This is a genomic window from Pseudomonas monsensis (genome assembly GCF_014268495.2).
Taxonomy (GTDB): domain Bacteria; phylum Pseudomonadota; class Gammaproteobacteria; order Pseudomonadales; family Pseudomonadaceae; genus Aquipseudomonas; species Aquipseudomonas monsensis.
Genome location: NZ_CP077087.1, coordinates 5,457,064 through 5,480,579, shown reverse-complemented (window position 1 = coordinate 5,480,579; position 23,516 = coordinate 5,457,064). Strand labels below are relative to the sequence as shown.

Below are 23,516 nucleotides of genomic sequence, written 5' to 3'. Positions count from 1 at the left end.
CGCTTCAAGCATTGCTGTTAATCGCGCGCGCCCAAGGGCGCCTCTGATAACGCAACGTCTGGTCAGCCAGAGGTTGCGGGAGGCGCCCTCTGGGCGCGCGCGTTTTTCCGGTTCCGACAATTTCAACAAGCGAGGAGGATCGCCATGGGCGTGACCAATCGGTTGGCCTGTTACTCCGACCCCGCCGACCACTATTCCCACCGAGTGCGCATCGTACTTGCAGAGAAGGGTGTCAGCGCCGAGATCATTTATGTGGAAGCTGGTCGCCAGCCGCCTAAACTGATTGAGGTGAACCCTTACGGCAGTCTCCCTACGCTGGTCGATCGTGACCTGGCGCTCTGGGAGTCGACCGTGGTGATGGAATATCTGGATGAGCGTTACCCGCACCCGCCCTTGATGCCGGTTTATCCGGTGGCGCGTGCCAACAGTCGTCTGCTGATTCACCGCATCCAGCGCGACTGGTGTGGTCTGGTGGATCTGATTCTGGATCCGAAAACCAAGGAAGCCGCGCGTGTCGTGGCGCGCAAGGAATTGCGTGAAAGCCTGACCGGCGTGTCGCCGCTGTTCGCCGACAAGCCGTTTTTCCTCAGCGAGGAACAAAGTCTGGTGGATTGCTGCCTATTGCCAATACTCTGGCGTTTGCCGATTCTGGGTATTGAACTGCCGCGGCCGGCCAAGCCGCTGCTTGATTATATGGAGCGCCAGTTTGCGCGTGAGGCTTTCCAGGCGAGTCTGTCTGGCGTCGAACGCGATATGCGCTAAGGCTTAAGGAGCCGCTATGAACTCCAGTCGACCTTATCTGGTCCGCGCGCTCTACGAGTGGATTGTTGATAACGATTGCACCCCGCACATGCTGGTCAATTCCGAATACCCGGCGGTGCAGGTGCCGCAGGGTTTCGCCAGTGACGGACAGATTGTCCTGAACATCTCGCCCAGTGCCGTGCGCCATCTGCACATGGATAACGACGTGGTGACCTTTGAAGGTCGCTTCGGCGGTGTTCCGCACAGCCTGTATGTGCCGATCAGCGCGATCCTGGGGATCTATGCCCGGGAGAACGGTCAGGGCATGGTGTTCGATCTTGAGTCGCCGATGGATGACGAAGACGACATCGAACCGGATGACGACTTGCCGCCGCCGGACAGCGAGCCGCCGCGCCCGAGTGGCCGGCCAAGCCTGAAAGTGGTGAAGTAAAAAAAAGGCGACCCGAAAGGGTCGCCTTTTTTATTGCGCAGGTGCTGCAAATCAGTCGATGTATTCGAACAGCTTCACGATCTTCTGCACGCCAGAAACGCTTTGCACCAGATTGGTTGCCTGTTGGGCTTCCTGCTTGGTCAGCAGGCCCAGCAGGTAGACGATACCGTTCTCGGTCACGACCTTGATGCGCGAGCCGGGAATACTGGCGTCGGTCAGCATCTGAGTCTTGATCTTGGTGGTCAGCCAGGCGTCGTTCTGGCGGGCGAGGAAGCTTGAAGGTGCAATCACTTGCAGTTCGTTGTGCACCTTCTTCACACGCTGGACGTTGGCGGCAGCCTGTTCGGCTTTGGCCTTGAGGTCTTCGCGCGGCGTCTGGCCGGCCAGCAGCACGACGCCGTTGAAGCTGGTGACGACGATGTGCGAGCCGTTGTCCAGGGCCGGGTCGGCCTTGGCCACGTTCACGCCCACTTTGGTTTCGATCAACGAGTCGTCGATCTTGCTGCCGAAGGTGCGGGTGCCGCGGTCGTCTTCGATCGGCGCTTCACGGCTGGCGTTCACCACCGAGGTGCAGCCGCTGATGCCGAGGCACAGGGTCAAGGCCAGAAGGCCAAGGCGATTAGGGGTCATTCTTCACTCCCGAACAGTTGGCTGTCGATCAGATCGCAGAGGCAATGGATCGCCAGCAAGTGGACTTCTTGAATACGTGCAGTGACGTTGGCCGGTACGCGAATTTCGACATCCTCGGGCAACAGCAGCGACGCCATGCCGCCGCCATCGCGTCCGGTCAAAGCTACGACAATCATTTCGCGATCATGTGCGGCCTGGATCGCCTGAATAATGTTCGCCGAGTTGCCGCTGGTCGAAATCGCCAGCAAGACATCGCCGGGCTGGCCGAGCGCACGGATCTGTTTGGAGAACACTTCGTTGTAGCTGTAGTCGTTGGCGATCGAAGTGATCGTCGACGTGTCGGTGGTCAGCGCGATGGCTGGCAGGCTCGGGCGTTCGCGCTCGAAGCGGTTGAGCAGCTCCGACGAAAAGTGCTGGGCGTCGCCAGCGGAGCCGCCGTTGCCGCACGAAAGCATTTTGCCCTCGTTGAGCAGGGCGTTGACCATGATCTGGCTGGCTTGCTCGATGTGCGGTGCAAGTACGTCCATCGCCTGTTGCTTGGTGTCGATACTGGCCTGGAAAAGCTGGCGAATTCGGGATTGCATGTCCATCTGTGTGACCTTAAGTAGCGCGGCTGTCCGGCACATGAATGTGCAGCCCGCAAAGCAAAGAGCAAAATGTGTCGGGTGAAAATCCGGTCGGTTACAGGCGATCAGCTGTCGAACGCATTCTGCAACCAGTTCAGCTGATCCGGATGGCTGTCGATGGCCACCACGTCGAAGCGGCAGGGGGAATTGGCCCAACGCGACTCGCGCTGAAGAAAATACTGCGCAGCGAAAATCAATTTCTGCTGCTTGCGCTCATCAATGCTAGCGAGCGCGCCACCCCATTGAGTGTTTTTTCTGTAGCGAACTTCAACGAATACTACTGTATCGCCATCAAGCATGACCAGATCAAGCTCGCCGCGTTTACATAACCAGTTCTGCGCCAACAGGCGCAGCCCCTGGTTCTGCAGATGCTCGAGCGCCTGGCGCTCGGCATCCTTGCCGCTTTGCGAGCGTGACCTGTCAGGCATCAGCGCGGAGTGTCCGGCAGGCGTTGAACCTGACCGCTGACGAACTGTGCCCACGGCAGCTGACGCACGACACGCTGGGTCTGGGTCATGCCGAGGCTACCCGACTCGCCGTCGATGCGGCTGTCCGGCAGTGCCTTGAGCTGACCCAGGCGCGGAGCCAGACGATAAGCATCGACGCCCATGGCGTACAGGCGACCGAGGCTGCCGGCAGCCTGTGGCCACTGTGCAACCACTTGCTGACGCAGCGGGTCGCTGGTTTCCAGCAGCCACGGGGTTTCGCAGAAGCGAATGCCGTTCATGTCGTTGTACTGGTTGACGTCGCCACTGGCGCTGTACACGTGTGAGGTCGCGTACACCGGTACGTCACCGGCGTACTGGAAGTTCAGGGTCGGCTTGATCTGTTGCGCCTGTTGCGGAGTGGCGGCCAGGAAGATGAATTCGATGTCCTGACGACGCGAAGGCTGCGCGGCCACGTTGGTGCCGGCGGCATTCTGCAGACTCTTGGCGCGGGCTTCGCTCTGGCGCAGCTGGAACATGTCGGCGATCTGCTGGGCCAGTTGCACTGGCTGATCAACACGTTCGGTGGCAACGATGCTGCCACCGTTGGCCTGCCAGTCCTGGCTGAACGCACGCAGTACGCGCTCGCCCCATTCGCCTCTCGGTACCATGATTGCGGCGCGATGCAGGCCGTCGGCACGTGCGCGGCGCGAGACTTCGCGGGCTTCGTCTTCAGCGGCCAGACCGAACTGGAACAGCTGCGCCGGGCCTTGATCGCCTTCGCTGTAGTTCAGCGCGAGGGTCGTGATCGGCAGTTGCGGGCGAGTGCTCAGTTGTTTGACCAGCGGTTTTTCCAGCGGGCCGACTACCAGTTGCACGCCGTCAGCCTGAGCCTTGCGGTAGAACTCGTCCATCGAGGTCAGTTTCGAGCTGTCATAGAACTCAATGGCTGGCGGCTTCTGGCCGGCCTGTTGGGCCTGGTAGTGCGCAGCCATGAAGCCTTCACGCAGGGCTTTGCCGACCGAGGCCAGCGGGCCATCCTGCGGCAACAGCAGCGCGATTTTGCTCAGGGGCTGGCTGGCCAGCTCCTTGAGTTTGGTCAGTGGCAGCGGCAGGTTGATCGCGGCCGGGTGCTTCGGATTCTGCGCACGCCAGGCGTCGATCGCGGCTTGTTGCTGTTCCAGGGTGCCCGCGGATTTCACCGCCAGGGCCAGGCCCATCCAGCCGCCGAGGTCGTCGCTGGTGTTCGGTTGCAACTGGTCGGTTGGCAGCGAGCCGATCAGCGTCCAGATCGCTTCGTGGTTCTTGCTCGCCGCCTCGCCTTGCAGCATCGGCGCGATGAACACGCGCTCACGGGCGGCGGCCAGTGTCTGTCCATCGGCTTCCAGTGCACGGGCATGCACGGTGCCGGTGCGCACCTGCTGCTCTTCCGGCATTTCGCCCAGGTGTTGCAGGCTTGGGTGGCTCAGGGCAGTCAGCGCGGCTTTCGGCTGATTGCGGGTCATGGCCAGTTCGGCGGACAGGGTGCTGGCGAAAATCTGCTGGCCTGGCTTCAACTGCTCGATTGGCACTTGTTGCAGGATTTGCGCGGACTGGCCGGCATTGCCCTGGCGATAAGCCAGGTCTGCCGCGCTCAGGCGCAACAGGGCAGCTTTTTCCGGGGTTTTAGCCTGGGTGGCCTGTTCGAGCAGTTGCTCGATGCTGGCATCCGGGGTCCGTGGAAGTTCGCCAAGGCTGGAGGAAGGGGAACTGGCGCAGGCCGCCAGCAAGGCAGCGAGGCAGAGGGCAGTGAACAGCCGCAGGCAAGCGATCATGTAAGTGTTCCTGATACTCGATCAAATTAGCGTCGAATTGTACCCAAGCACTGGCCGGGGCGCGATGTTAGTGGCGTGAAACGGACAATTTAGCTGGAGCAAATGTTGCAGTGGCGCACAACCGAGGGGAAAACCGTGCCTGGGCGGAGCGCCGCGCACGCCTCGTGACGCGCTACAATGGCCGCTTTTACCGATCACGAGGTGTGCGCTTTGATTGCTCCAGGTTCCCTGAATTCCGCTGCTGGCTCGCTTTATGTGGTGGCGACGCCCATCGGCAACCTGGACGACATCAGCGCCCGGGCCCTGAAAATCCTGCGCGAAGTGGCGCTTATTGCGGCCGAAGACACGCGGCACTCGGCGCGCCTGATGCAGCACTTCGGCATTGCTACGCCGCTGGCTGCCTGCCATGAACACAACGAGCGCGATGAAGGCAGCCGCTTTATTACCCGTCTCATGGCAGGCGATAACGTGGCGCTGATCTCCGACGCCGGCACGCCGTTGATTTCCGATCCGGGTTATCACCTGGTGCGTCAGGCCCGCGCCGCCGGGATCAATGTCGTACCGGTGCCGGGTGCCTGCGCATTGATTGCGGCGCTGTCGGCGGCGGGGCTGCCGTCCGACCGTTTTATCTTCGAAGGCTTTCTGCCAGCCAAGTCGGTCGGGCGCAAGGCGCGTCTCGAGGCCGTCAAGGAAGAACCGCGCACGCTGATTTTCTATGAGGCGCCGCATCGCATCCTTGAGTGTCTGCAGGATATGGAAGAAGTCTTCGGCGGTGAGCGCCAGGCTTTGCTGGCCCGCGAGATCACCAAGACGTTCGAGACGCTCAAGGGCCTGCCGCTGGCTGAGTTGCGCGCATTCGTTGAGTCCGACAGCAATCAGCAGCGCGGCGAATGTGTCGTGCTGGTCGCGGGCTGGGCGGCGCCAGAGTCGGAAGATGCGGTCAGCAGTGAGGCGATGCGCATCCTCGATCTGTTGCTTGAAGAGATGCCGCTCAAGCGCGCCGCTGCTTTGGCAGCGCAGATCACCGGCGAGCGCAAAAACGTGCTGTATCAGGTAGCACTGGATAAACAGAAGGGCGTGTAAGCCGTCGCCCATAGCGGTCTTGAGGCTTTTAGCGCTTGTTCTTCAGGCGCTCTGCCGTTAACCTTCGCGGCGGAGAGTCGATCGGACAGTCGCTGCCCTCTATGAAAATTAGGGGGGGGAGGAAAGTCCGGGCTCCATAGGGCGAAGTGCCAGGTAATGCCTGGGAGGCGTGAGCCTACGGAAAGTGCCACAGAAAATAACCGCCTAAGCGCTTCGGCGCCGGTAAGGGTGAAAAGGTGCGGTAAGAGCGCACCGCACGTCTGGCAACAGTTCGTGGCTAGGTAAACCCCACTTGGAGCAAGACCAAATAGGGTCCCAAGGCGTGGCCCGCGCTGGGACCGGGTAGGTTGCTAAAGATGTCCAGTGATGGCCATCGTAGACGAATGACTGTTCAAGACAGAACCCGGCTTACAGATCGACTCTCCACCTTTTTCTTTTCCCTGCTTGAATTAAAGGCGACAGGGCTGTTTATTATCAGCAGGCCTGGGCTGGATATCCGGCAGCGGCAAACTCAGTAATAGCCATTTCCCACCTTGCTTCAATCAACAGCAGAAGCGCCTTTGTAATACCGAAAAAATCTTACTCTTAACAAATTACTTTAACTTTCGAGCGCAGCTTTCAGTGCTGCCTCAAGTTATGGGTCGAATGCATCCGCCAGATTCTCGTTGCTTCTTCTTTTATGCTCCTAAATCTCCGTTCTGTAAGGGTTTTCCTTTAATCCGCGCCTTGACGGTGTGGTGGGCGCATTCCTATAGTGTGCGCAAGTGGCGGAAAGTGGCATGAAGTGGGTTTTTTGAGCTCAAAACGATAAAAATTGGAGAAACGCTGACGTGTTTCGCGGAGCTAACGCTATCAGTCTCGACGCAAAGGGCCGTCTCGCCATGCCGAGCCGGTACCGTGACGAGCTCGATTCGCGCAGTTCCGGCCAATTGATCGTGACCATTGATGCCGTTGATCCGTGTCTGTGTGTCTATCCGCTCGACGAGTGGGAAATTATTGAAACCAAGTTGCGCGCGCTCCCTTCACTTCGCGAAGAGAACCGTCGCCTGCAGCGTTTGCTGATTGGTAATGCCGTCGACCTCGAACTCGATGGCAGTGGTCGTTTTCTGGTTCCACCGCGTCTGCGCGAATACGCCAAATTGGATAAGCGCGCGATGCTGGTAGGCCAACTGAACAAGTTCCAATTGTGGGACGAGGATGCATGGAACGCGGTGTCTGCCGCTGACCTTGCTGCTATTCAACAACCGGGCGCGATGCCTGATGAACTGCGTGATTTGATCCTGTGACTATTGATAGCGGCTTTAACCACATCACCGTACTGCTTGACGAAGCCGTCGAGGCTCTCGCTGTACGTCCTGATGGCTGCTATCTGGACGGCACGTTCGGGCGCGGCGGGCATAGTCGGCTGATCCTCAGCCAGCTCGGGACGGACGGGCGGCTCATCGGATTCGACAAAGATCCACAAGCGATTGCCACCGGGCAAACGCTAGCGGCCGAAGACGGCCGCTTTGTCGTTGTGCAGCGCAGCTTTGCCGAGCTCGGTTCGGTGGTTGCCGAGCGCGGCCTGGCGGGCAAGGTCAGCGGCATTCTGCTGGATCTGGGCGTGTCGTCGCCGCAGCTCGATGACGCCGAGCGCGGCTTCAGCTTTCTCAATGACGGCCCGCTGGACATGCGCATGGATCCGTCCCGTGGCATCAGCGCGGCGGAATTCGTCAATACCGCACCGGTGGAAGAAATTGCCCGGGTGTTCAAGGAATACGGCGAAGAACGTTTCTCCGGTCGCATGGCCCGTGCCGTGGCCGAGCGTCGCGATATCAAACCTTTCGAGCGCACCGCCGACCTGGCTGAAGTGCTGAAAGTCGCCAACCCGGCTTGGGAAAAGGGCAAGAACCCGGCCACCCGTGCGTTCCAGGGTTTGCGCATTCACGTCAACAACGAGCTGGGCGATCTGGAAGCCGGCCTTGATGCCGCGCTGGAAGCGCTGGAAGTGGGCGGCCGCCTGGTCGTGATCAGCTTTCACTCGCTGGAAGACCGCATCGTCAAACTGTTCATGCGCAAGCTGGTGAAAGGCGAAGCCGACAACCTGCCGCGCAACCTGCCGGTTCGCCACGTGGCGTTCGAACCGAAAATCAAAATTCATGGCAAAGCGCAGACGGCCTCCGATGCCGAACTCAAAGCCAACCCACGTTCCCGTAGCGCCGTCATGCGCGTCGCGGAGAAGTTGCGGTGAGCAAGCTTTTCGCCAAGCCCCTGCCGGGCGGCAGCTTTCTGATGCTGCTGCTGTTTATCGGCGTGCTCGTGTCGGCCATCGGCGTGTCTTACAGCGCGCACTGGAACCGTCAGTTGCTCAACACCCTGTATAACGAGCTCAGCGTACGCGACAAGGCGCAGGCCGAGTGGGGGCGCCTGATTCTCGAGCAAAGCACCTGGACCGCGCACAGCCGGATTGAAGTGCTGGCCACCGAACAACTGAAAATGCACATCCCTGGCGCGGCTGACGTGAAGATGGTGGCGCCATGATGAAACTCGAAGGGGCACTCTTTCCGTGGCGCTTCCGGGTGATGGTGGCGCTGCTCGGCATCATGGTTGCGGCGATCTGCTGGCGCATCATCGACCTGCAGGTAGTCGACCGTGATTTCCTTAAAGGACAGGGCGACGCACGCAGTCTTCGTCACATTCCGATTCCGGCGCATCGCGGCCTGATCACCGACCGTAACGGCGAGCCGTTGGCCGTGAGTACCCCGGTGACCACCCTGTGGGCCAACGCCAAGGAAATGCAGACGGCCAAAGAAAAGTGGCCAGCACTCGCCGCCGCGCTGGGTCAGGATCCGAAAGCCCTGACCGAACGCCTCGAGGCCCAGGCCAACAAAGAATTCATTTATCTGGTGCGCGGGTTGACCCCCGAGCAGGGCCAGGCCGTGCTCGACCTTAAAGTGCCGGGCGTGTATGGCATCGAAGAATTCCGCCGGTTCTACCCGGCCGGTGAAGTCACCGCGCACATGGTCGGCTTTACCGACATTGACGATCACGGGCGCGAAGGCGTTGAACTGGCCTACGACGAGTGGCTGGCCGGGGTGCCGGGCAAACGACAGGTCATCAAGGATCGGCGCGGACGGCTGATCAAGGATGTCCAGGTCACCAAAAACGCCAAGGCCGGCAAGCCCTTGGCGTTGTCCATTGACCTGCGTCTGCAGTATCTGGCCAACCGCGAACTGCGTAACGCCATCATCGAGAACGGTGCCAAGGCCGGTAGCCTGGTGATCATGGACGTGAAGACCGGCGAGATTCTGGCCATGGTCAACCAGCCGACCTACAACCCGAACAACCGGCGCAACCTGCAACCGGCGATGATGCGTAACCGCGCGATGATCGACGTGTTCGAACCGGGTTCGACCATGAAAGCCATCTCGATGAGCGCCGCGATCGAAACCGGCCGCTGGAAGCCGAGCGACACCGTCGAGGTGTATCCGGGTTCGCTGCAGATCGGCAAATACACCATCAAGGACGTGTCGAAGACCGAAGGTCCGGTGCTCGACCTGACCGGCATTCTGATCAATTCCAGTAACGTCGGCATGAGTAAGGTCGCGTTCGATATCGGCGGCGAAACGATTTTCCGCCTCGCACAGAAAGTCGGCCTCGGCCAGGACACCGGCCTCGGTTTCCCGGGCGAGCGCGTCGGCAACCTGCCGAACTACCGTGAGTGGCGCAAGGCTGAAACCGCAACGCTGTCGTACGGTTATGGTATTTCCGTGACCGCCATCCAGCTGGTGCACGCGTTCTCGGCGCTGGCCAACAACGGTCGTCTGGCACCGCTGACCCTGATCAAAACCGACAAGATGCCGCAGACCACGCAAGTGCTGCCGGAAGCCGTCGCGAAAACCATGCAAGGCATGCTGCAGCAAGTGATCGAAGCGCCGCGCGGCGTGTTCCGTGCGCAGGTGCCGGCGTATCACGTGGCGGGCAAGTCGGGTACTGCGCGTAAGACCTCGGTGGGCACGAAAGGCTACGCGGAAAACTCTTATCGCTCGCTGTTCGCCGGTTTCGGTCCGATGAGCGATCCGCGTTACGCGATTGTTGTGGTGATTGATGAGCCGTCCAAGGCCGGTTACTTCGGTGGTCTGGTTTCCGCGCCGGTGTTCAGCCGTGTGATGTCCGGCACCCTGCGCCTGATGAACGTGACGCCGGACAACCTGCCGACGACGCAACAAGCCAACGCCACCCCGGTCGTTCCGCTGAAAGCCAATGGAGGGCGCGGCTGATGTCATTAAGTCTGAACAAAATATTCCCCCACGCCGGCCACGATCTGTTGATCCGTGAATTGGCGCTGGACAGCCGCAACGTGCGCGCCGGCGATTTGTTCCTCGCGGTGCCGGGCGGCAAATTCGATGGCCGTGCGCACATCGCCGATGCCTTGCAGCGCGGCGCGGCAGCGGTGGCCTATGAAGTGGAAGGCGCCACTGTGCTGCCGATCACCGAAGTGCCACTGATTCCGGTCAAAGGTCTGGCGGCGCAGCTGTCGGACATCGCCGGACGTTTTTACGGCGAGCCGAGCCATCATCTAAACCTGATTGGCGTGACCGGCACCAACGGCAAGACCAGCGTGACCCAATTGGTCGCACAGGCGCTGGATCTGCTCGGCCAGCATTGCGGCATCGTCGGGACCCTGGGTTCCGGCTTCTATGGCGCACTGGAAAGCGGTCTGCACACCACGCCGAATCCGATCGCCGTGCAAGCGACCCTGGGCGACCTGAAAAAGGCCGGCGCCAAAGCCGTGGCCATGGAAGTCTCGTCCCACGGCCTGGATCAGGGCCGGGTCACGGCGCTGGCGTTCGACGTCGCGGTGATGACCAACCTGTCCCGCGATCATCTGGATTATCACGGCACCATGGAGGCGTACGCCGAGGCCAAGGCCAAGCTGTTCGCCTGGAATGATCTGAAGTGCCGCGTGGTCAACCTCGACGACGATTTCGGTCGACAACTGGCCGCTGAAAAACGTGAGTCGCGCCTGATCACCTACAGCTTGCTCGACAGCAGCGCTTATCTGTTCTGCCGCGAAGCGCAGTTCGACGACCATGGTGTGCGCGCCACATTGGTGACGCCGCAGGGCGAGCATCATTTGCGCAGCACGCTGCTGGGTCGTTTCAACCTGAGCAACGTACTGGCTGCCGTCGGCGCCTTGCTCGGTCTGGACTACGCCCTCGACGAAATACTCAAGGTTCTGCCGAAACTCGAAGGCCCGGCCGGTCGCATGCAGCGTCTGGGCGGCGGCACACAGCCGCTGGTGGTGGTCGATTACGCCCACACCCCGGACGCGCTGGAAAAAGTCCTGACGGCATTGCGCCCGCACGTCAAAGGTCAGTTGCTGTGCCTGTTCGGCTGCGGCGGCGACCGTGATCGCGGCAAGCGTCCATTGATGGCCGAAGTGGTCGAGCGTCTGGCCGATCAGGTACTGGTTACCGACGACAACCCGCGCACTGAAGATCCTGCGGTGATTTTCGATGACATCCGCGCCGGGTTCACCGCTGTGGATAAAGTCACGTTCGTGGCGGGCCGTGGTCAGGCGATTGCGCAATTGATTGCCGGCGCCTCGGCTGACGACGTGATCGTCCTGGCCGGTAAAGGTCACGAGGACTATCAGGAAATCAACGGCGAGCGCCACGCGTTCTCCGATCTGGTCGAAGCCGATCATGCCCTCACCGCATGGGAGGTGGCCCATGCTTAAGGCCCTGACATTAAGTGAACTGACCAACGTGCTCGATGCACGTCTGATCAGCGGCGATGCGCGTTTCGACGGCGTCAGCATCGACAGTCGCGCGATCAAGCCTGGCCAGCTGTTCATTGCCCTGACCGGTCCGCGTTTCGACGGTCATGACTACCTGAACGATGTTGCCGGCAAAGGCGCCGTCGCTGCCTTGGTCGAACGCGAAGTCGCTGACAGCACCTTGCCGCAACTGCTGGTCAAGGACACCCGTCAGGCCCTCGGTCAGTTGGGTGCATTGAACCGCGCCGCGTTCACTCAGCCGGTCGCCGCCATTACCGGCTCCAGCGGCAAGACCACGGTCAAGGAAATGCTCGCGAGCATCCTGCGCACTCGCGGCGCCGTGCTCGCCACTCGCGGTAATCTGAACAACGACCTGGGCGCACCGCTGACCTTGCTCGAACTGGCCCCGGAACATACCGCGGCCGTGATCGAGCTGGGGGCTTCGCGCCTGGGCGAAATCGCCTACACCGTGGGCTTGACCAAGCCGCACGTGGCGATTCTGAACAATGCCGGCACCGCTCACGTCGGTGAGTTCGGCGGCCCGGAAAAAATCGTCGAGGCCAAAGGCGAGATCATCGACGGCCTGGCGGCTGATGGCGTGGCGGTGCTCAACCTCGACGACAAGGCTTTCGGTATCTGGAAGCTCCGAGCCGGCGGACGCAAGGTGCTGACCTTCTCCCTGGGCAATCCTCAGGCAGACTTTTACGCCAGTGACCTGAGCACCGATGCCCGGGGTTGCCCGGCTTTCAACCTGCATACACCTGAAGGTGTCGAGCATGTTCAGTTGAACCTGCTCGGTACCCATAACGTCGCCAATGCCATGGCCGCCGCCGCTGCCGCTCACGCCTTGGGCGTGTCGCTGTTCGGCATCGCCACTGGGTTGGGTGCCGTGCAACCGGTCAAGGGTCGCACCGTCGCGCAACTGGCGAAAAACGGCATGCGCGTGATTGATGACACTTACAACGCAAACCCCACCTCCATGTGCGCCGCCGTTGATATACTCGCCGGCTTTTCCGGCCGCACCGTTCTGGTGCTCGGGGATATCGGCGAGTTGGGCGATTGGGCGGAGCAGGGGCACCGCGACGTGGGTGAGTACGCCCGGGGCAAGGTTTGCGCACTTTACGCAGTCGGACCGAACATGGTTCACGCCGTAAAGGCATTCGGTGAACAGGCGCATCACTTCGGCACGCAAGCCGAACTGATCCAGGCCCTCGACGCCGAGCAGGACACAAACACCACCATTTTGATCAAGGGTTCGCGCAGTGCAGCGATGGAAAACATCGTTGCGGCTCTGTGCGGGTCCAGTCTGGAGAAACATTAATGCTGCTGCTGCTAGCGGAGTATCTGCAACAGTTCTACAAAGGCTTCGCGGTCTTCCAGTACCTGACCCTGCGCGGGATCCTCGGTGTACTGACCGCGCTGGTTTTGTCGCTGTGCTATGGCCCGTGGATGATCCGCACCCTGCAGAACCGTCAGATCGGTCAATCCGTTCGTAACGACGGTCCGCAATCGCACCTGTCCAAATCCGGTACGCCGACCATGGGCGGTGCGCTGATTCTGTCTTCGATCGGTGTCAGCACCCTGTTGTGGGCTGACTTGAGCAACCGTTACGTGTGGGTCGTGCTGCTGGTGACCCTGCTGTTCGGTGCCATCGGCTGGGTCGACGATTACCGCAAGGTCATCGAAAAGAACTCCCGTGGCTTGCCGAGCCGCTGGAAGTACTTCTGGCAGTCGGTGTTCGGCCTCGGTGCGGCGATCTTCCTTTATATGACCGCTGCCACTCCGGTGGAAACCACCCTGATCCTGCCGATGCTCAAGGATTACAGCATTCCGCTGGGCGCCGGTTTCATTGTGCTGACCTACTTCGTGATCGTCGGTTCGAGCAACGCGGTCAACCTGACCGACGGCCTCGACGGTCTGGCGATCATGCCGACGGTGATGGTCGGCGGTGGCCTGGGCATTTTCTGCTACCTGTCGGGTAACGTGAAATTCGCCGAATACCTGCTGATTCCTTACGTTCCGGGCGCGGGCGAGCTGATCGTGTTCTGCGGCGCGCTGATCGGTGCCGGCCTGGGGTTCCTCTGGTTCAACACCTATCCGGCACAAGTGTTCATGGGCGACGTCGGTGCACTGGCGCTCGGCGCGGCACTGGGCACCATTGCGGTGATCGTCCGGCAGGAAATCGTCCTGTTCATCATGGGCGGCGTGTTCGTGATGGAAACCCTGTCAGTAGTCATTCAGGTTGCCTCCTTTAAGCTGACCGGTCGCCGTGTGTTCCGCATGGCGCCGATTCACCACCACTTTGAACTCAAGGGCTGGCCCGAGCCGCGTGTGATCGTCCGTTTCTGGATCATCACCGTGATTCTCGTGCTGATCGGCCTTGCCACCCTGAAGCTGAGGTAGAACGAGTGTCTCTGATCGCTTCTGACCACTTCCGCATCGTTGTCGGCCTCGGCAAGAGCGGCATGTCCCTGGTTCGCTTCCTGGCGAACCGGGGCGTGGCGTTTGCCGTGGCCGATACGCGGGAGAATCCACCGGAACTGGCCACGCTCAAGCGTGACTATCCGCACGTGGAAGTGCGTTGTGGCGAGCTGGACGTGGAATTCCTGTGCCGTGCCGACGAGCTCTACGTGAGCCCCGGCTTGGCGCTGGCGACCCCGGCCCTGCAAGCCGCTGCAGCGCGAGGCGTGAAACTGTCCGGCGACATCGAGCTGTTCGCGCGTAACGCGCAGGCGCCGATCGTGGCCATCAGCGGTTCCAACGCGAAAAGCACCGTCACCACCCTGGTCGGCGAGATGGCGGCAGCGGCGGGCAAGCGCGTTGCGGTCGGCGGCAACCTCGGCACTCCGGCGCTGGATCTGCTCAGCGACGACGTCGAGCTGTACGTGATGGAACTGTCGAGTTTTCAGCTGGAAACCACCGACCAGCTCAACGCCGAAGTGGCCACCGTGCTGAACATCAGCGAAGACCACATGGACCGCTACAGCGGCCTGCCGGCGTATCACCTGGCCAAACACCGGATCTTCCGCGGCGCGAAGCAGTTCGTGGTCAACCGTCAGGATGCGCTGAGCCGTCCGCTGATGGGCGAGGGCCAGCCTTGCTGGACCTTCGGCCTGACCAAACCGGACTTCAAGGCTTTCGGTATCCGCGAAGAAGACGGCGAGAAGTATCTGGCCTTCGAATTCCAGAACCTGATGCCGGTGCGCGAGCTGAAGATTCGTGGCGCGCACAACCAGTCCAACGCCCTCGCGGCACTGGCGCTCGGCCATGCGGTGGGCCTGCCGTTCGATGCGATGCTCTCGGCACTGCGCACTTTCGCTGGCCTCGAACATCGCTGCCAATGGGTGCGTGATCTCGATGGCGTGGCGTACTACAACGATTCCAAAGCGACCAACGTTGGCGCCGCTCTGGCCGCCATCGAAGGCCTCGGTGCGGACATCGCCGGCAAGGTCATTCTGATTGCCGGTGGCGATGGCAAGGGTGCCGAATTCAACGATCTGCGCGATCCGGTAGCGGCCAACTGCCGCGCCGTAATCCTGATGGGCCGCGACTCTGACAAGATCGGCGAAGCCATTGGCGACGCCGTGCCGCTGATTCATGCCGGTTCGCTGGTCGAAGCCGTCGAGCAATGCCGTGCGGTCGCCCAACCGGGTGACGTGGTGCTGCTGTCGCCAGCCTGCGCCAGTTTCGACATGTTCAAGAATTACGAAGACCGTGGTCACCAGTTCGTCCGCGCCGTGGAGGATCTGGTATGAGTCTGCGCAATATCATCAAGCCGTACCCGTCGCCGATCATCACCGGGCGTGGCATCGACCTCGACTTCCCGATGCTCGCCGGTTGCCTGGCGCTGCTGGGCCTGGGCCTGATCATGATTGCCTCGGCGTCCACCGAAGTGGCGGCGGCGCAATCGGGCAGCGCGCTGTACTACATGATTCGCCACCTGATCTACGTGGCGCTGGGCCTGGGTGCCTGCATCGTGACCATGATGATTCCGATCGCCACCTGGCAGCGTCTGGGCTGGATGATGCTGATCGGCGCATTCGGTCTGCTGGTGATGGTGATCGTCCCGGGGATCGGCCGTGAAGTGAACGGGTCGATGCGCTGGATCGGTTTCAGCTTCTTCAACGTTCAGCCCTCCGAGATCGCCAAGGTGTTTGTGGTGATCTACCTCGCCGGTTATCTGGTACGTCGTCAGAAAGAAGTGCGCGAAAGCTGGATGGGCTTCTTCAAGCCATTCATCGTGCTGCTGCCAATGGCCGGCCTGTTGCTGATGGAGCCGGACTTCGGTGCCACCGTCGTGATGATGGGGGCGGCGGCGGCCATGCTGTTCCTCGGCGGGGTCGGGTTGTTCCGCTTCTCGCTGATGGTGGTGTTGGCGGTCGGCGCCGTGGTCCTGCTGATTCAAATGCAGCCGTACCGGATGGCGCGTCTGACCAACTTCGCCGACCCGTGGGCCGACCAGTTCGGCGCCGGCTATCAGTTGTCGCAGGCGTTGATCGCTTTCGGTCGCGGTGAGTGGCTGGGCGTCGGCCTGGGCAACAGCGTGCAGAAACAGTTCTACCTGCCTGAAGCACACACTGACTTCGTGTTCTCGGTACTGGCCGAAGAGCTGGGCGCGGTCGGTTCGCTGTGCACCGTGGCGCTGTTCGTGTTCGTGTGTATTCGCGGCATGTACATCGGCCTGTGGGCCGAGAAAGCCAAACAGTTCTTCGCCGCTTACGTGGCTTACGGTCTGTCGTTCCTGTGGATTGGTCAGTTCCTGATCAACATCGGGGTGAACGTCGGCCTGCTGCCGACCAAAGGCCTGACCTTGCCGTTCCTCAGTTATGGCGGCAGTTCCCTGGTGATCTGCTGCGCCTGCCTCGGCTTGTTGCTGAGGATCGAGTGGGAGAGTCGAACCCACCTGGGCAGTGAAGAGATGGAATTCCATGAGAGCGACTTCGCCGAGGAGCCGAACCATGGGCGCTAACGTATTGATCATGGCCGGCGGCACCGGCGGCCACGTGTTCCCGGCGCTGGCCTGTGCCCGCGAGTTTCAGGCGCGCGGCTACACCGTGCACTGGCTCGGCACACCACGCGGGATCGAAAACGATCTGGTCCCGGCGGCCGGCCTGGAACTGCACCGCATCCATGCCACCGGTTTGCGTGGCAAAGGCAAGCTGTCGCTGCTCAAGGCGCCGTTCATGCTGCTCAAATCGGTGTGGCAGGCGCGGGCAATCATTCGTCGGCTGAAGCCGGTGTGTGTCGTCGGCTTCGGAGGTTATGTGACCGGTCCAGGCGGTCTTGCCGCGAAACTGGCCGGTGTGCCGGTGATCGTTCACGAGCAGAACGCCGTGGCCGGCACCGCCAATCGGTTGCTGGTGCCGTTCGCCGCCCGGGTGTGTGAAGCGTTCCCCGACACCTTTACTCTGTCGGACACCCGCCGTACCACCGGAAACCCGGTGCGCAGCGAGCTGTTCCTCGAAACATCGCGACCTGCCCTGGCCGGCCGCAAAGCGCGTTTGCTGATCCTTGGCGGTAGCCTGGGCGCAGAACCGTTGAACAAGTTGCTGCCTGAAGCCCTGGCCCAAGTCGCTGCCGATTTGCGCCCGGAAGTGTTTCATCAGGCCGGCAAAAACCACGATGAAGTGACTGCAGAGCGCTACCGCGCCGCCGGCGTGGACGCGCAGGTGCAGCCGTTCATCAAAGACATGGCCCAGGCCTATGGCTGGGCTGACCTGGTGGTGTGCCGCGCAGGCGCGTTGACCATCAGTGAGCTGGCTGCCGCCGGTCTGCCGTCGATGCTGGTGCCCTTGCCCCACGCGATCGACGATCACCAGACCCGCAATGCCGATTATTTGGCCCGCGAAGGCGCTGCCTTCCTGATGCCGCAAAGAACGACTGGTGCTGCGGACCTTGCCGCGCGCCTGACAGAGGTCTTGATGCAACCGCAACGACTTGAAGAAATGGCCCGAGCGGCCCGCCGTCTGGCGAAACCCGATGCCACCCGTAGCGTGGTCGACACCTGTCTGGAGGTGGCTCATGGTTGAGAATCAGAAAGCCATGCCACAACCGGAAATGCGCCGCATCCGACGCATCCACTTCGTCGGTATCGGCGGCGTGGGCATGTGCGGCATCGCCGAAGTGTTGCTGAACCTGGGCTATGAAGTGTCTGGTTCCGACCTGAAAGCCTCGCCGGTGACCGAGCGCCTGGAATCGTTCGGTGCGCACATCTTTATCGGCCACCGTGCCGAGAACGCCGCGACTGCCGATGTGCTGGTGGTCTCGAGCGCTGTGAACACCTCCAACCCGGAAGTGGCGACCGCCCTCGAGCGTCGCATTCCGGTGGTGCCGCGTGCCGAAATGCTCGCCGAACTGATGCGCTATCGCCACGGCATCGCCGTCGCCGGTACGCACGGCAAAACCACCACCACCAGCCTGATCGCTTCGGTGTTCGCCGCCGGTGGCCTGGACCCGACGTTCGTCATCGGTGGTCGTCTGAACGCGGCGGGCACCAATGCCCAACTGGGCACCAGCCGGTACCTGATCGCCGAAGCCGATGAAAGCGATGCGAGCTTCCTGCACCTGCAACCGCTGGTGGCAGTGGTGACCAACATCGACGCCGACCACATGGCGACCTACGACGGTGACTTCAACAAACTGAAGAAAACCTTCGTCGAATTCCTGCACAACCTGCCGTTCTACGGTCTGGCGGTGATGTGCCTGGACGATCCGGTGGTGCGGGAAATCCTGCCGCAGGTCAAACGTCCGACCGTGACCTACGGCTTCAGCGAAGACGCCGACGTACGCGCGATCAATGTGCGCCAGCAAGGCATGCAGACGTTCTTCACCGTGCTGCGTCCGGATCGTGAGCCACTGGAAGTCTCGGTAAACATGCCGGGCAACCACAACGTGCTCAACTCGCTGGCGACCATCTGCATCGCCACTGACGAAGGCGTCAGCGATGAAGCCATCGTCCAGGGCCTGTCCGGGTTCCAGGGCGTGGGCCGACGTTTCCAGGTCTACGGCGAACTGCCAGTGGACGGCGGCAACGTGATGCTGGTCGACGACTACGGCCACCACCCGACCGAAGTCGCCGCGGTGATCAAGGCCGTGCGCGGTGGCTGGCCGGAGCGCCGTCTGGTGATGGTCTACCAGCCACACCGCTACAGCCGCACCCGCGACCTGTACGACGATTTCGTCAATGTCCTGGCCGACGCCAACGTGCTGCTGCTGATGGAAGTCTATCCGGCCGGCGAAGAGCCGATTCCGGGCGCCGACAGCCGCAAGCTGTGCAACAGCATCCGCCAGCGCGGTCAGCTCGACCCGATCTACATCGAGCGTGGCGTCGATCTGGCGCCGCTGGTCAAGCCGCTGCTGCGTGCCGGTGACATCCTGCTGTGCCAGGGCGCAGGTGATATCGGCGGACTCGCGCCGAAGCTGTTGAAAAGTGAATTGTTCGCCGGCGCCGTGGCCGCGTCGGTCGAGGGGAAGTTGAAATGACTGCTGCCTACGCCAACCTGTTCTCCACTATCGCGCCGAAAGACTTCGGCCGTGTCGCCGTGCTGTTCGGTGGCCTGAGTGCCGAGCGTGAGGTTTCGCTGAAGTCCGGTAATGCTGTGCTCGAAGCGCTGCAGAGCGCCGGGGTGGACGCGTTCGGCATCGACGTTGGCGCCGACATTCTGCAACGTCTGCTCAGCGAAAAGATCGACCGCGCCTTCATCATTCTTCACGGCCGTGGCGGTGAAGATGGAACGATGCAGGGCCTGCTCGAAGTGGCGGGAATTCCGTACACCGGCAGCGGCATTCTGGCCTCGGCCCTGGCGATGGACAAACTGCGCACCAAGCAGGTCTGGCATAGCCTCGGGATTCCGACGCCGCGTCACGCCGTGCTGTGCAGCGAAGCCGATTGTATTTCGGCGGCGACGGAACTGGGCTTCCCTTTGATCGTCAAACCGGCGCATGAAGGTTCAAGTATCGGGATGGCCAAAGTGAGTTCTGCGTCCGAGTTGATCGACGCATGGAAAGCGGCCAGTACCTACGATTCGCAAGTCTTGGTCGAACAATGGATTCAAGGTCCGGAGTTCACCATCGCCACCCTGCGTGACCAGGTGTTGCCTCCTATTGCCCTGGGTACACCGCACACGTTCTACGACTACGACGCCAAGTACATCGCCAACGATACCCAGTACCGCATTCCGTGCGGGCTGGATGCCGCCAAGGAAAAGGAACTCATGGATCTCACGGCCAAGGCCTGTGAGGCGCTGGGTATTGCCGGTTGGGGCAGGGCGGACGTGATGCAGGACGCCGACGGGCAGTTCTGGTTTCTCGAAGTGAACACCGCTCCGGGCATGACCGACCACAGTCTGGTGCCGATGGCTGCCCGTGCGGCCGGTCTGGATTTCCAGCAACTGGTTCTGGCCATTCTGGCCGCCAGTGTTGAAGACGCTAGAGGTTAAGACGATGCAAGGCGCTCAGCTCAGACATCAGTCACCCGCACCCGGCCGTAAGCCGGTGCCGCGGGGTGCCAGCCGAATGGTGGCCAAAGAGCCGATGTCTGCGCGCCTGCCGAAAGCCAACTTCGGTTTTCTGAAAAGCCTGTTCTGGCCAGTGCTGCTGGTGGTCCTGGGGTTTGGCACTTACGAAGGCGCGCAGCGGTTACTGCCGTACGCCGACCGGCCAATCACCAAGATCGCCGTGCAGGGCGACCTGAGCTACATCAGCCAGCAAGCGGTGCAGCAGCGAATCGCCCCGTACGTGGCGTCGAGCTTCTTCACCATCGACCTGGCCGGTATGCGCACCGAGCTTGAGCAAATGCCGTGGATTGCCCACGCCGAAGTGCGCCGGGTATGGCCCGATCAGGTGGTGATCCGCCTCGAAGAGCAACTGCCCGTGGCCCGTTGGGGCGACGAGTCGCTGCTGAACAATCAGGGCCAGGCGTTTACGCCCAAGGAACTGGCGAACTACGAACACCTGCCACAGCTGTTCGGTCCACAACGGGCCCAGCAGCAAGTGATGCAGCAATACCAGGTGCTGAGCCAGATGCTGCGGCCGTTGGGCTTCTCGATTGCACGCCTGGAACTGCGTGAACGCGGGAGTTGGTTCCTGACCACCGGTGCCGGCAGTTCCGGCCCCGGCATCGAGTTGCTGCTGGGACGCGGCAACCTGGTGGAAAAGATGCGCCGCTTCATTGCCATCTATGACAAGACGCTTAAAGACCAGATTACGAACATTGCGCGCATCGATCTGCGCTACGCCAACGGCCTCGCCGTTGGCTGGCGGGAACCTGTAGCGCCGACGACAGCCCAACCCGCTGTCGCAAAGAATTAAGAAGAGGCAGGACCCATGGCAAACGTGCAAAGCGGCAAAATGATCGTCGGTCTGGATATCGGCACCTCCAAAGTGGTGGCGCTGGTAGGCGAGGTCGCGGACGACGGCACGCTGGAAATCGTCGGTATCGGTACTCACCCGTCCCGCGGCCTGAAGAAGGGCGTGGTGGTGAATATCGAGTCCACCGTGCAATCGATCCAGCGCGCGATCGAAGAAGCCCAACTGATGGCGGGCTGCCGCATTCACTCGGCGTTCGTCGGCGTGGCGGGCAATCACATTCGCAGCCTGAACTCCCACGGCATCGTCGCGATTCGTGATCGCGAAGTGAGCTCCGCTGACCTCGAGCGTGTACTCGACGCCGCCCAGGCCGTGGCGATCCCGGCTGACCAGCGCGTGCTGCACACCCTGCCGCAGGATTACGTGATCGACAACCAGGAAGGCGTCCGCGAGCCTCTGGGCATGTCCGGCGTCCGTCTGGAAGCCAAGGTTCACGTGGTCACCTGCGCCGTCAACGCCGCACAGAACATTGAAAAATGCGTGCGTCGCTGCGGTCTGGAAATCGACGACATCATTCTCGAGCAACTGGCCTCGGCCTACTCGGTGCTGACTGACGACGAAAAAGAGCTGGGCGTGTGCCTGGTCGACATCGGCGGCGGCACCACCGACATCGCGATCTTCACCGAAGGCGCGATCCGCCACACCGCAGTGATCCCGATTGCCGGTGATCAAGTGACCAACGACATCGCCATGGCGTTGCGCACCCCGACCCAGTACGCCGAAGAAATCAAGATCCGCTACGCCTGCGCCCTGGCCAAACTGGCCGGTGCCGGTGAAACCATCAAGGTGCCGAGCGTCGGCGACCGTCCACCGCGTGAACTGTCGCGTCAGGCTCTGGCCGAAGTGGTCGAGCCGCGTTACGACGAACTGTTCACCCTGATCCAGGCCGAGCTGCGTCGCAGCGGCTACGAAGACCTGATCCCGGCGGGCATCGTCCTGACCGGCGGTACGTCGAAGATGGAAGGCGCCACCGAACTGGCCGAAGAAATCTTCCACATGCCGGTCCGCCTCGGCGTGCCGCATGGCGTCAAGGGCCTGGATGACGTGGTGCGCAACCCGATTTATTCCACTGGCGTGGGTTTGTTGATGTACGGCCTGCAGAAGCAGTCCGACGGGGTTTCGTTCTCCGGCATCGGCAGCCGCGACAGCTACAGCAACGAAGAGCCACAGGCGCCGTTGCTGGACCGATTGAAGAAGTGGGTTCAAGGCAACTTTTAGAAGCAGCTCGGAGCGTCAAGCTTCAAGCGGCACGCAATAGCAGTAGATGCACCGCAACAAACAGCAGTAGGCGAAAAAACTAGAGAATGTAAGGAGAGGGAAAATGTTCGAACTCGTAGACAACATCCCCGCAAGCCCGGTAATCAAAGTTATCGGTGTTGGCGGTGGCGGCGGCAACGCTGTCAACCACATGGTCAAGAGCAACATCGAAGGCGTTGAGTTCATCTGCGCCAACACCGATGCTCAAGCGCTGAAAAACATCGGCGCGCGGACCATCCTGCAACTGGGCACCGGCGTGACCAAAGGTCTGGGCGCTGGCGCCAACCCTGAAGTAGGTCGTCAGGCCGCTCTGGAAGACCGTGAGCGCATTGCCGAAGTCCTGCAGGGCACCAACATGGTGTTCATCACCACCGGCATGGGTGGCGGTACCGGTACCGGTGCTGCGCCGATCATCGCCGAAGTGGCCAAGGAAATGGGCATTCTGACCGTTGCTGTCGTAACGCGTCCGTTCCCGTTCGAAGGCCGCAAGCGTATGCAGATCGCCGATGAAGGCATCCGCATGCTCTCCGAAAGCGTCGACTCGTTGATCACCATTCCCAACGAGAAGCTGCTGACCATCCTCGGTAAAGACGCAAGCCTGCTGTCGGCTTTCGCCAAGGCAGACGATGTACTGGCCGGTGCCGTTCGCGGTATCTCCGACATCATCAAGCGTCCGGGCATGATCAACGTCGACTTCGCCGACGTGCGTACCGTGATGAGCGAAATGGGCATGGCGATGATGGGCACTGGCTGCGCCAGCGGTCCGAACCGTGCACGTGAAGCCACTGAAGCGGCGATCCGCAACCCGCTGCTGGAAGACGTGAACCTGCAAGGCGCGCGCGGCATCCTGGTGAACATCACCGCCGGTCCTGACCTGTCCCTGGGTGAGTACTCCGACGTGGGTAGCATCATCGAAGCCTTCGCTTCTGAGCACGCGATGGTCAAGGTCGGTACCGTGATCGATCCGGACATGCGCGACGAACTGCACGTTACCGTGGTTGCCACCGGTCTGGGCGCGAAAATCGAGAAGCCTGTGAAGGTCATCGACAACACCGTTCACACTTCGATGGCGGCTGCTCAGGTGCAACAACCGGCTCCGACCCGTCAGGAAGCACCCGCGGTGAACTACCGTGATCTGGACCGTCCGACCGTCATGCGCAACCAGGCTCAGGCCGGTGCTGCGGCTGCCGCGAAGATGAATCCGCAAGATGACCTGGACTACCTGGACATCCCGGCTTTCCTGCGTCGTCAGGCTGATTGATGGAATGTATCAGGGCTATGAAGGTGATTGGTGTTCAGCAAAGGCTCGGTCTGCTATCATCGCCAGCCTTTGTTGATACCAGTTCGCAATTTGCGCTGAAG

Annotated in this window: 22 protein-coding genes and 1 other RNA gene; 19 read left to right on the top strand and 4 right to left on the bottom strand. The window is 61.4% G+C overall.

What is annotated here, in order from left to right:
• The first annotated feature begins 144 nt into the window (after window positions 1-144).
• Window positions 145-762 carry a glutathione S-transferase N-terminal domain-containing protein gene (locus HV782_RS24130; RefSeq protein WP_003228048.1) on the top strand — a complete coding sequence of 206 codons (618 nt, stop codon included), beginning with the start codon at window positions 145-147 and terminating at the stop codon, window positions 760-762.
• A 16-nt stretch (window positions 763-778) separates the two neighbouring features.
• The gene (locus HV782_RS24125; protein WP_003228047.1) at window positions 779-1,192 is read left to right on the top strand and encodes a ClpXP protease specificity-enhancing factor; all 414 of its coding nucleotides are present in this window, start codon (window positions 779-781) and stop codon (window positions 1,190-1,192) included.
• A 51-nt stretch (window positions 1,193-1,243) separates the two neighbouring features.
• On the opposite strand, the gene HV782_RS24120 is transcribed toward HV782_RS24125, so the two are convergent.
• The 4 genes from HV782_RS24120 to HV782_RS24105 form a co-directional block, all read right to left on the bottom strand.
• Window positions 1,244-1,822 (bottom strand): BON domain-containing protein, encoded by a 579-nt coding sequence (locus HV782_RS24120; protein WP_123463129.1) that lies wholly within the window; start codon window positions 1,820-1,822, stop codon window positions 1,244-1,246.
• Window positions 1,819-2,412, bottom strand: coding sequence for a phosphoheptose isomerase (locus HV782_RS24115; RefSeq protein WP_008082788.1), 594 nt, complete (start codon window positions 2,410-2,412; stop codon window positions 1,819-1,821). The genes HV782_RS24120 and HV782_RS24115 overlap by 4 nt, the downstream gene beginning before the upstream one ends.
• A gap of 101 nt (window positions 2,413-2,513) precedes the next feature.
• A complete protein-coding gene (locus HV782_RS24110) occupies window positions 2,514-2,876 on the bottom strand; it encodes a YraN family protein (RefSeq protein WP_123463131.1) in 363 nt (120 codons plus the stop codon).
• Window positions 2,876-4,687 carry a penicillin-binding protein activator gene (locus tag HV782_RS24105; protein ID WP_123463132.1) on the bottom strand — a complete coding sequence of 604 codons (1,812 nt, stop codon included), beginning with the start codon at window positions 4,685-4,687 and terminating at the stop codon, window positions 2,876-2,878. The genes HV782_RS24110 and HV782_RS24105 overlap by 1 nt, the downstream gene beginning before the upstream one ends.
• A gap of 177 nt (window positions 4,688-4,864) precedes the next feature.
• Between HV782_RS24105 and rsmI the strand changes: the two genes are divergently transcribed.
• The 17 genes from rsmI (at window position 4,865) to ftsZ (ending at window position 23,415) form a co-directional block, all read left to right on the top strand.
• Window positions 4,865-5,770, top strand: coding sequence for a 16S rRNA (cytidine(1402)-2'-O)-methyltransferase (gene rsmI / locus HV782_RS24100; protein WP_186748489.1), 906 nt, complete (start codon window positions 4,865-4,867; stop codon window positions 5,768-5,770).
• A 73-nt stretch (window positions 5,771-5,843) separates the two neighbouring features.
• An RNA gene (gene rnpB, locus HV782_RS24095) (RNase P RNA component class A) lies at window positions 5,844-6,197 on the top strand.
• 403 nt (window positions 6,198-6,600) lie between these two features.
• Window positions 6,601-7,056 carry a division/cell wall cluster transcriptional repressor MraZ gene (gene mraZ, locus HV782_RS24090; RefSeq protein ID WP_007917012.1) on the top strand — a complete coding sequence of 152 codons (456 nt, stop codon included), beginning with the start codon at window positions 6,601-6,603 and terminating at the stop codon, window positions 7,054-7,056.
• The gene (rsmH, locus tag HV782_RS24085) at window positions 7,053-8,000 is read left to right on the top strand and encodes a 16S rRNA (cytosine(1402)-N(4))-methyltransferase RsmH (protein ID WP_437180145.1); all 948 of its coding nucleotides are present in this window, start codon (window positions 7,053-7,055) and stop codon (window positions 7,998-8,000) included. The genes mraZ and rsmH overlap by 4 nt, the downstream gene beginning before the upstream one ends.
• Window positions 7,997-8,290, top strand: coding sequence for a cell division protein FtsL (ftsL, locus tag HV782_RS24080; RefSeq protein ID WP_085700842.1), 294 nt, complete (start codon window positions 7,997-7,999; stop codon window positions 8,288-8,290). Before rsmH ends, ftsL begins: the two co-directional genes overlap by 4 nt.
• On the top strand, window positions 8,290-10,029 hold the full coding sequence (locus HV782_RS24075; protein WP_186748495.1) for a peptidoglycan D,D-transpeptidase FtsI family protein: 1,740 nt from the start codon (window positions 8,290-8,292) through the stop codon (window positions 10,027-10,029). The genes ftsL and HV782_RS24075 overlap by 1 nt, the downstream gene beginning before the upstream one ends.
• Entirely contained in the window at window positions 10,029-11,492 is a 1,464-nt protein-coding gene (locus HV782_RS24070; protein ID WP_186748490.1) for a UDP-N-acetylmuramoyl-L-alanyl-D-glutamate--2,6-diaminopimelate ligase, read from the top strand. Before HV782_RS24075 ends, HV782_RS24070 begins: the two co-directional genes overlap by 1 nt.
• A complete protein-coding gene (locus HV782_RS24065; protein ID WP_123463140.1) occupies window positions 11,485-12,852 on the top strand; it encodes a UDP-N-acetylmuramoyl-tripeptide--D-alanyl-D-alanine ligase in 1,368 nt (455 codons plus the stop codon). Before HV782_RS24070 ends, HV782_RS24065 begins: the two co-directional genes overlap by 8 nt.
• On the top strand, window positions 12,852-13,934 hold the full coding sequence (gene mraY, locus HV782_RS24060; protein ID WP_015096766.1) for a phospho-N-acetylmuramoyl-pentapeptide-transferase: 1,083 nt from the start codon (window positions 12,852-12,854) through the stop codon (window positions 13,932-13,934). Before HV782_RS24065 ends, mraY begins: the two co-directional genes overlap by 1 nt.
• Before the next feature lie 5 nt (window positions 13,935-13,939).
• Entirely contained in the window at window positions 13,940-15,286 is a 1,347-nt protein-coding gene (gene murD / locus HV782_RS24055) for a UDP-N-acetylmuramoyl-L-alanine--D-glutamate ligase (RefSeq protein ID WP_186748491.1), read from the top strand.
• On the top strand, window positions 15,283-16,500 hold the full coding sequence (ftsW, locus tag HV782_RS24050; protein WP_047296416.1) for a putative lipid II flippase FtsW: 1,218 nt from the start codon (window positions 15,283-15,285) through the stop codon (window positions 16,498-16,500). Before murD ends, ftsW begins: the two co-directional genes overlap by 4 nt.
• A complete protein-coding gene (murG, locus tag HV782_RS24045; RefSeq protein ID WP_123463144.1) occupies window positions 16,490-17,560 on the top strand; it encodes an undecaprenyldiphospho-muramoylpentapeptide beta-N-acetylglucosaminyltransferase in 1,071 nt (356 codons plus the stop codon). Before ftsW ends, murG begins: the two co-directional genes overlap by 11 nt.
• Window positions 17,553-19,013, top strand: coding sequence for a UDP-N-acetylmuramate--L-alanine ligase (murC, locus tag HV782_RS24040; protein ID WP_123463146.1), 1,461 nt, complete (start codon window positions 17,553-17,555; stop codon window positions 19,011-19,013). Before murG ends, murC begins: the two co-directional genes overlap by 8 nt.
• Entirely contained in the window at window positions 19,010-19,969 is a 960-nt protein-coding gene (locus HV782_RS24035) for a D-alanine--D-alanine ligase (protein ID WP_186748492.1), read from the top strand. The genes murC and HV782_RS24035 overlap by 4 nt, the downstream gene beginning before the upstream one ends.
• Before the next feature lie 4 nt (window positions 19,970-19,973).
• Window positions 19,974-20,840, top strand: coding sequence for a cell division protein FtsQ/DivIB (locus HV782_RS24030; RefSeq protein WP_123463150.1), 867 nt, complete (start codon window positions 19,974-19,976; stop codon window positions 20,838-20,840).
• Between the two features lie 15 nt (window positions 20,841-20,855).
• Window positions 20,856-22,115: a cell division protein FtsA gene (ftsA, locus tag HV782_RS24025; protein WP_123463152.1), complete on the top strand. Its 1,260-nt coding sequence runs from the start codon at window positions 20,856-20,858 to the stop codon at window positions 22,113-22,115.
• 103 nt (window positions 22,116-22,218) lie between these two features.
• The gene (ftsZ, locus tag HV782_RS24020; RefSeq protein WP_123463154.1) at window positions 22,219-23,415 is read left to right on the top strand and encodes a cell division protein FtsZ; all 1,197 of its coding nucleotides are present in this window, start codon (window positions 22,219-22,221) and stop codon (window positions 23,413-23,415) included.
• The last annotated feature ends 101 nt before the right edge of the window (window positions 23,416-23,516 follow it).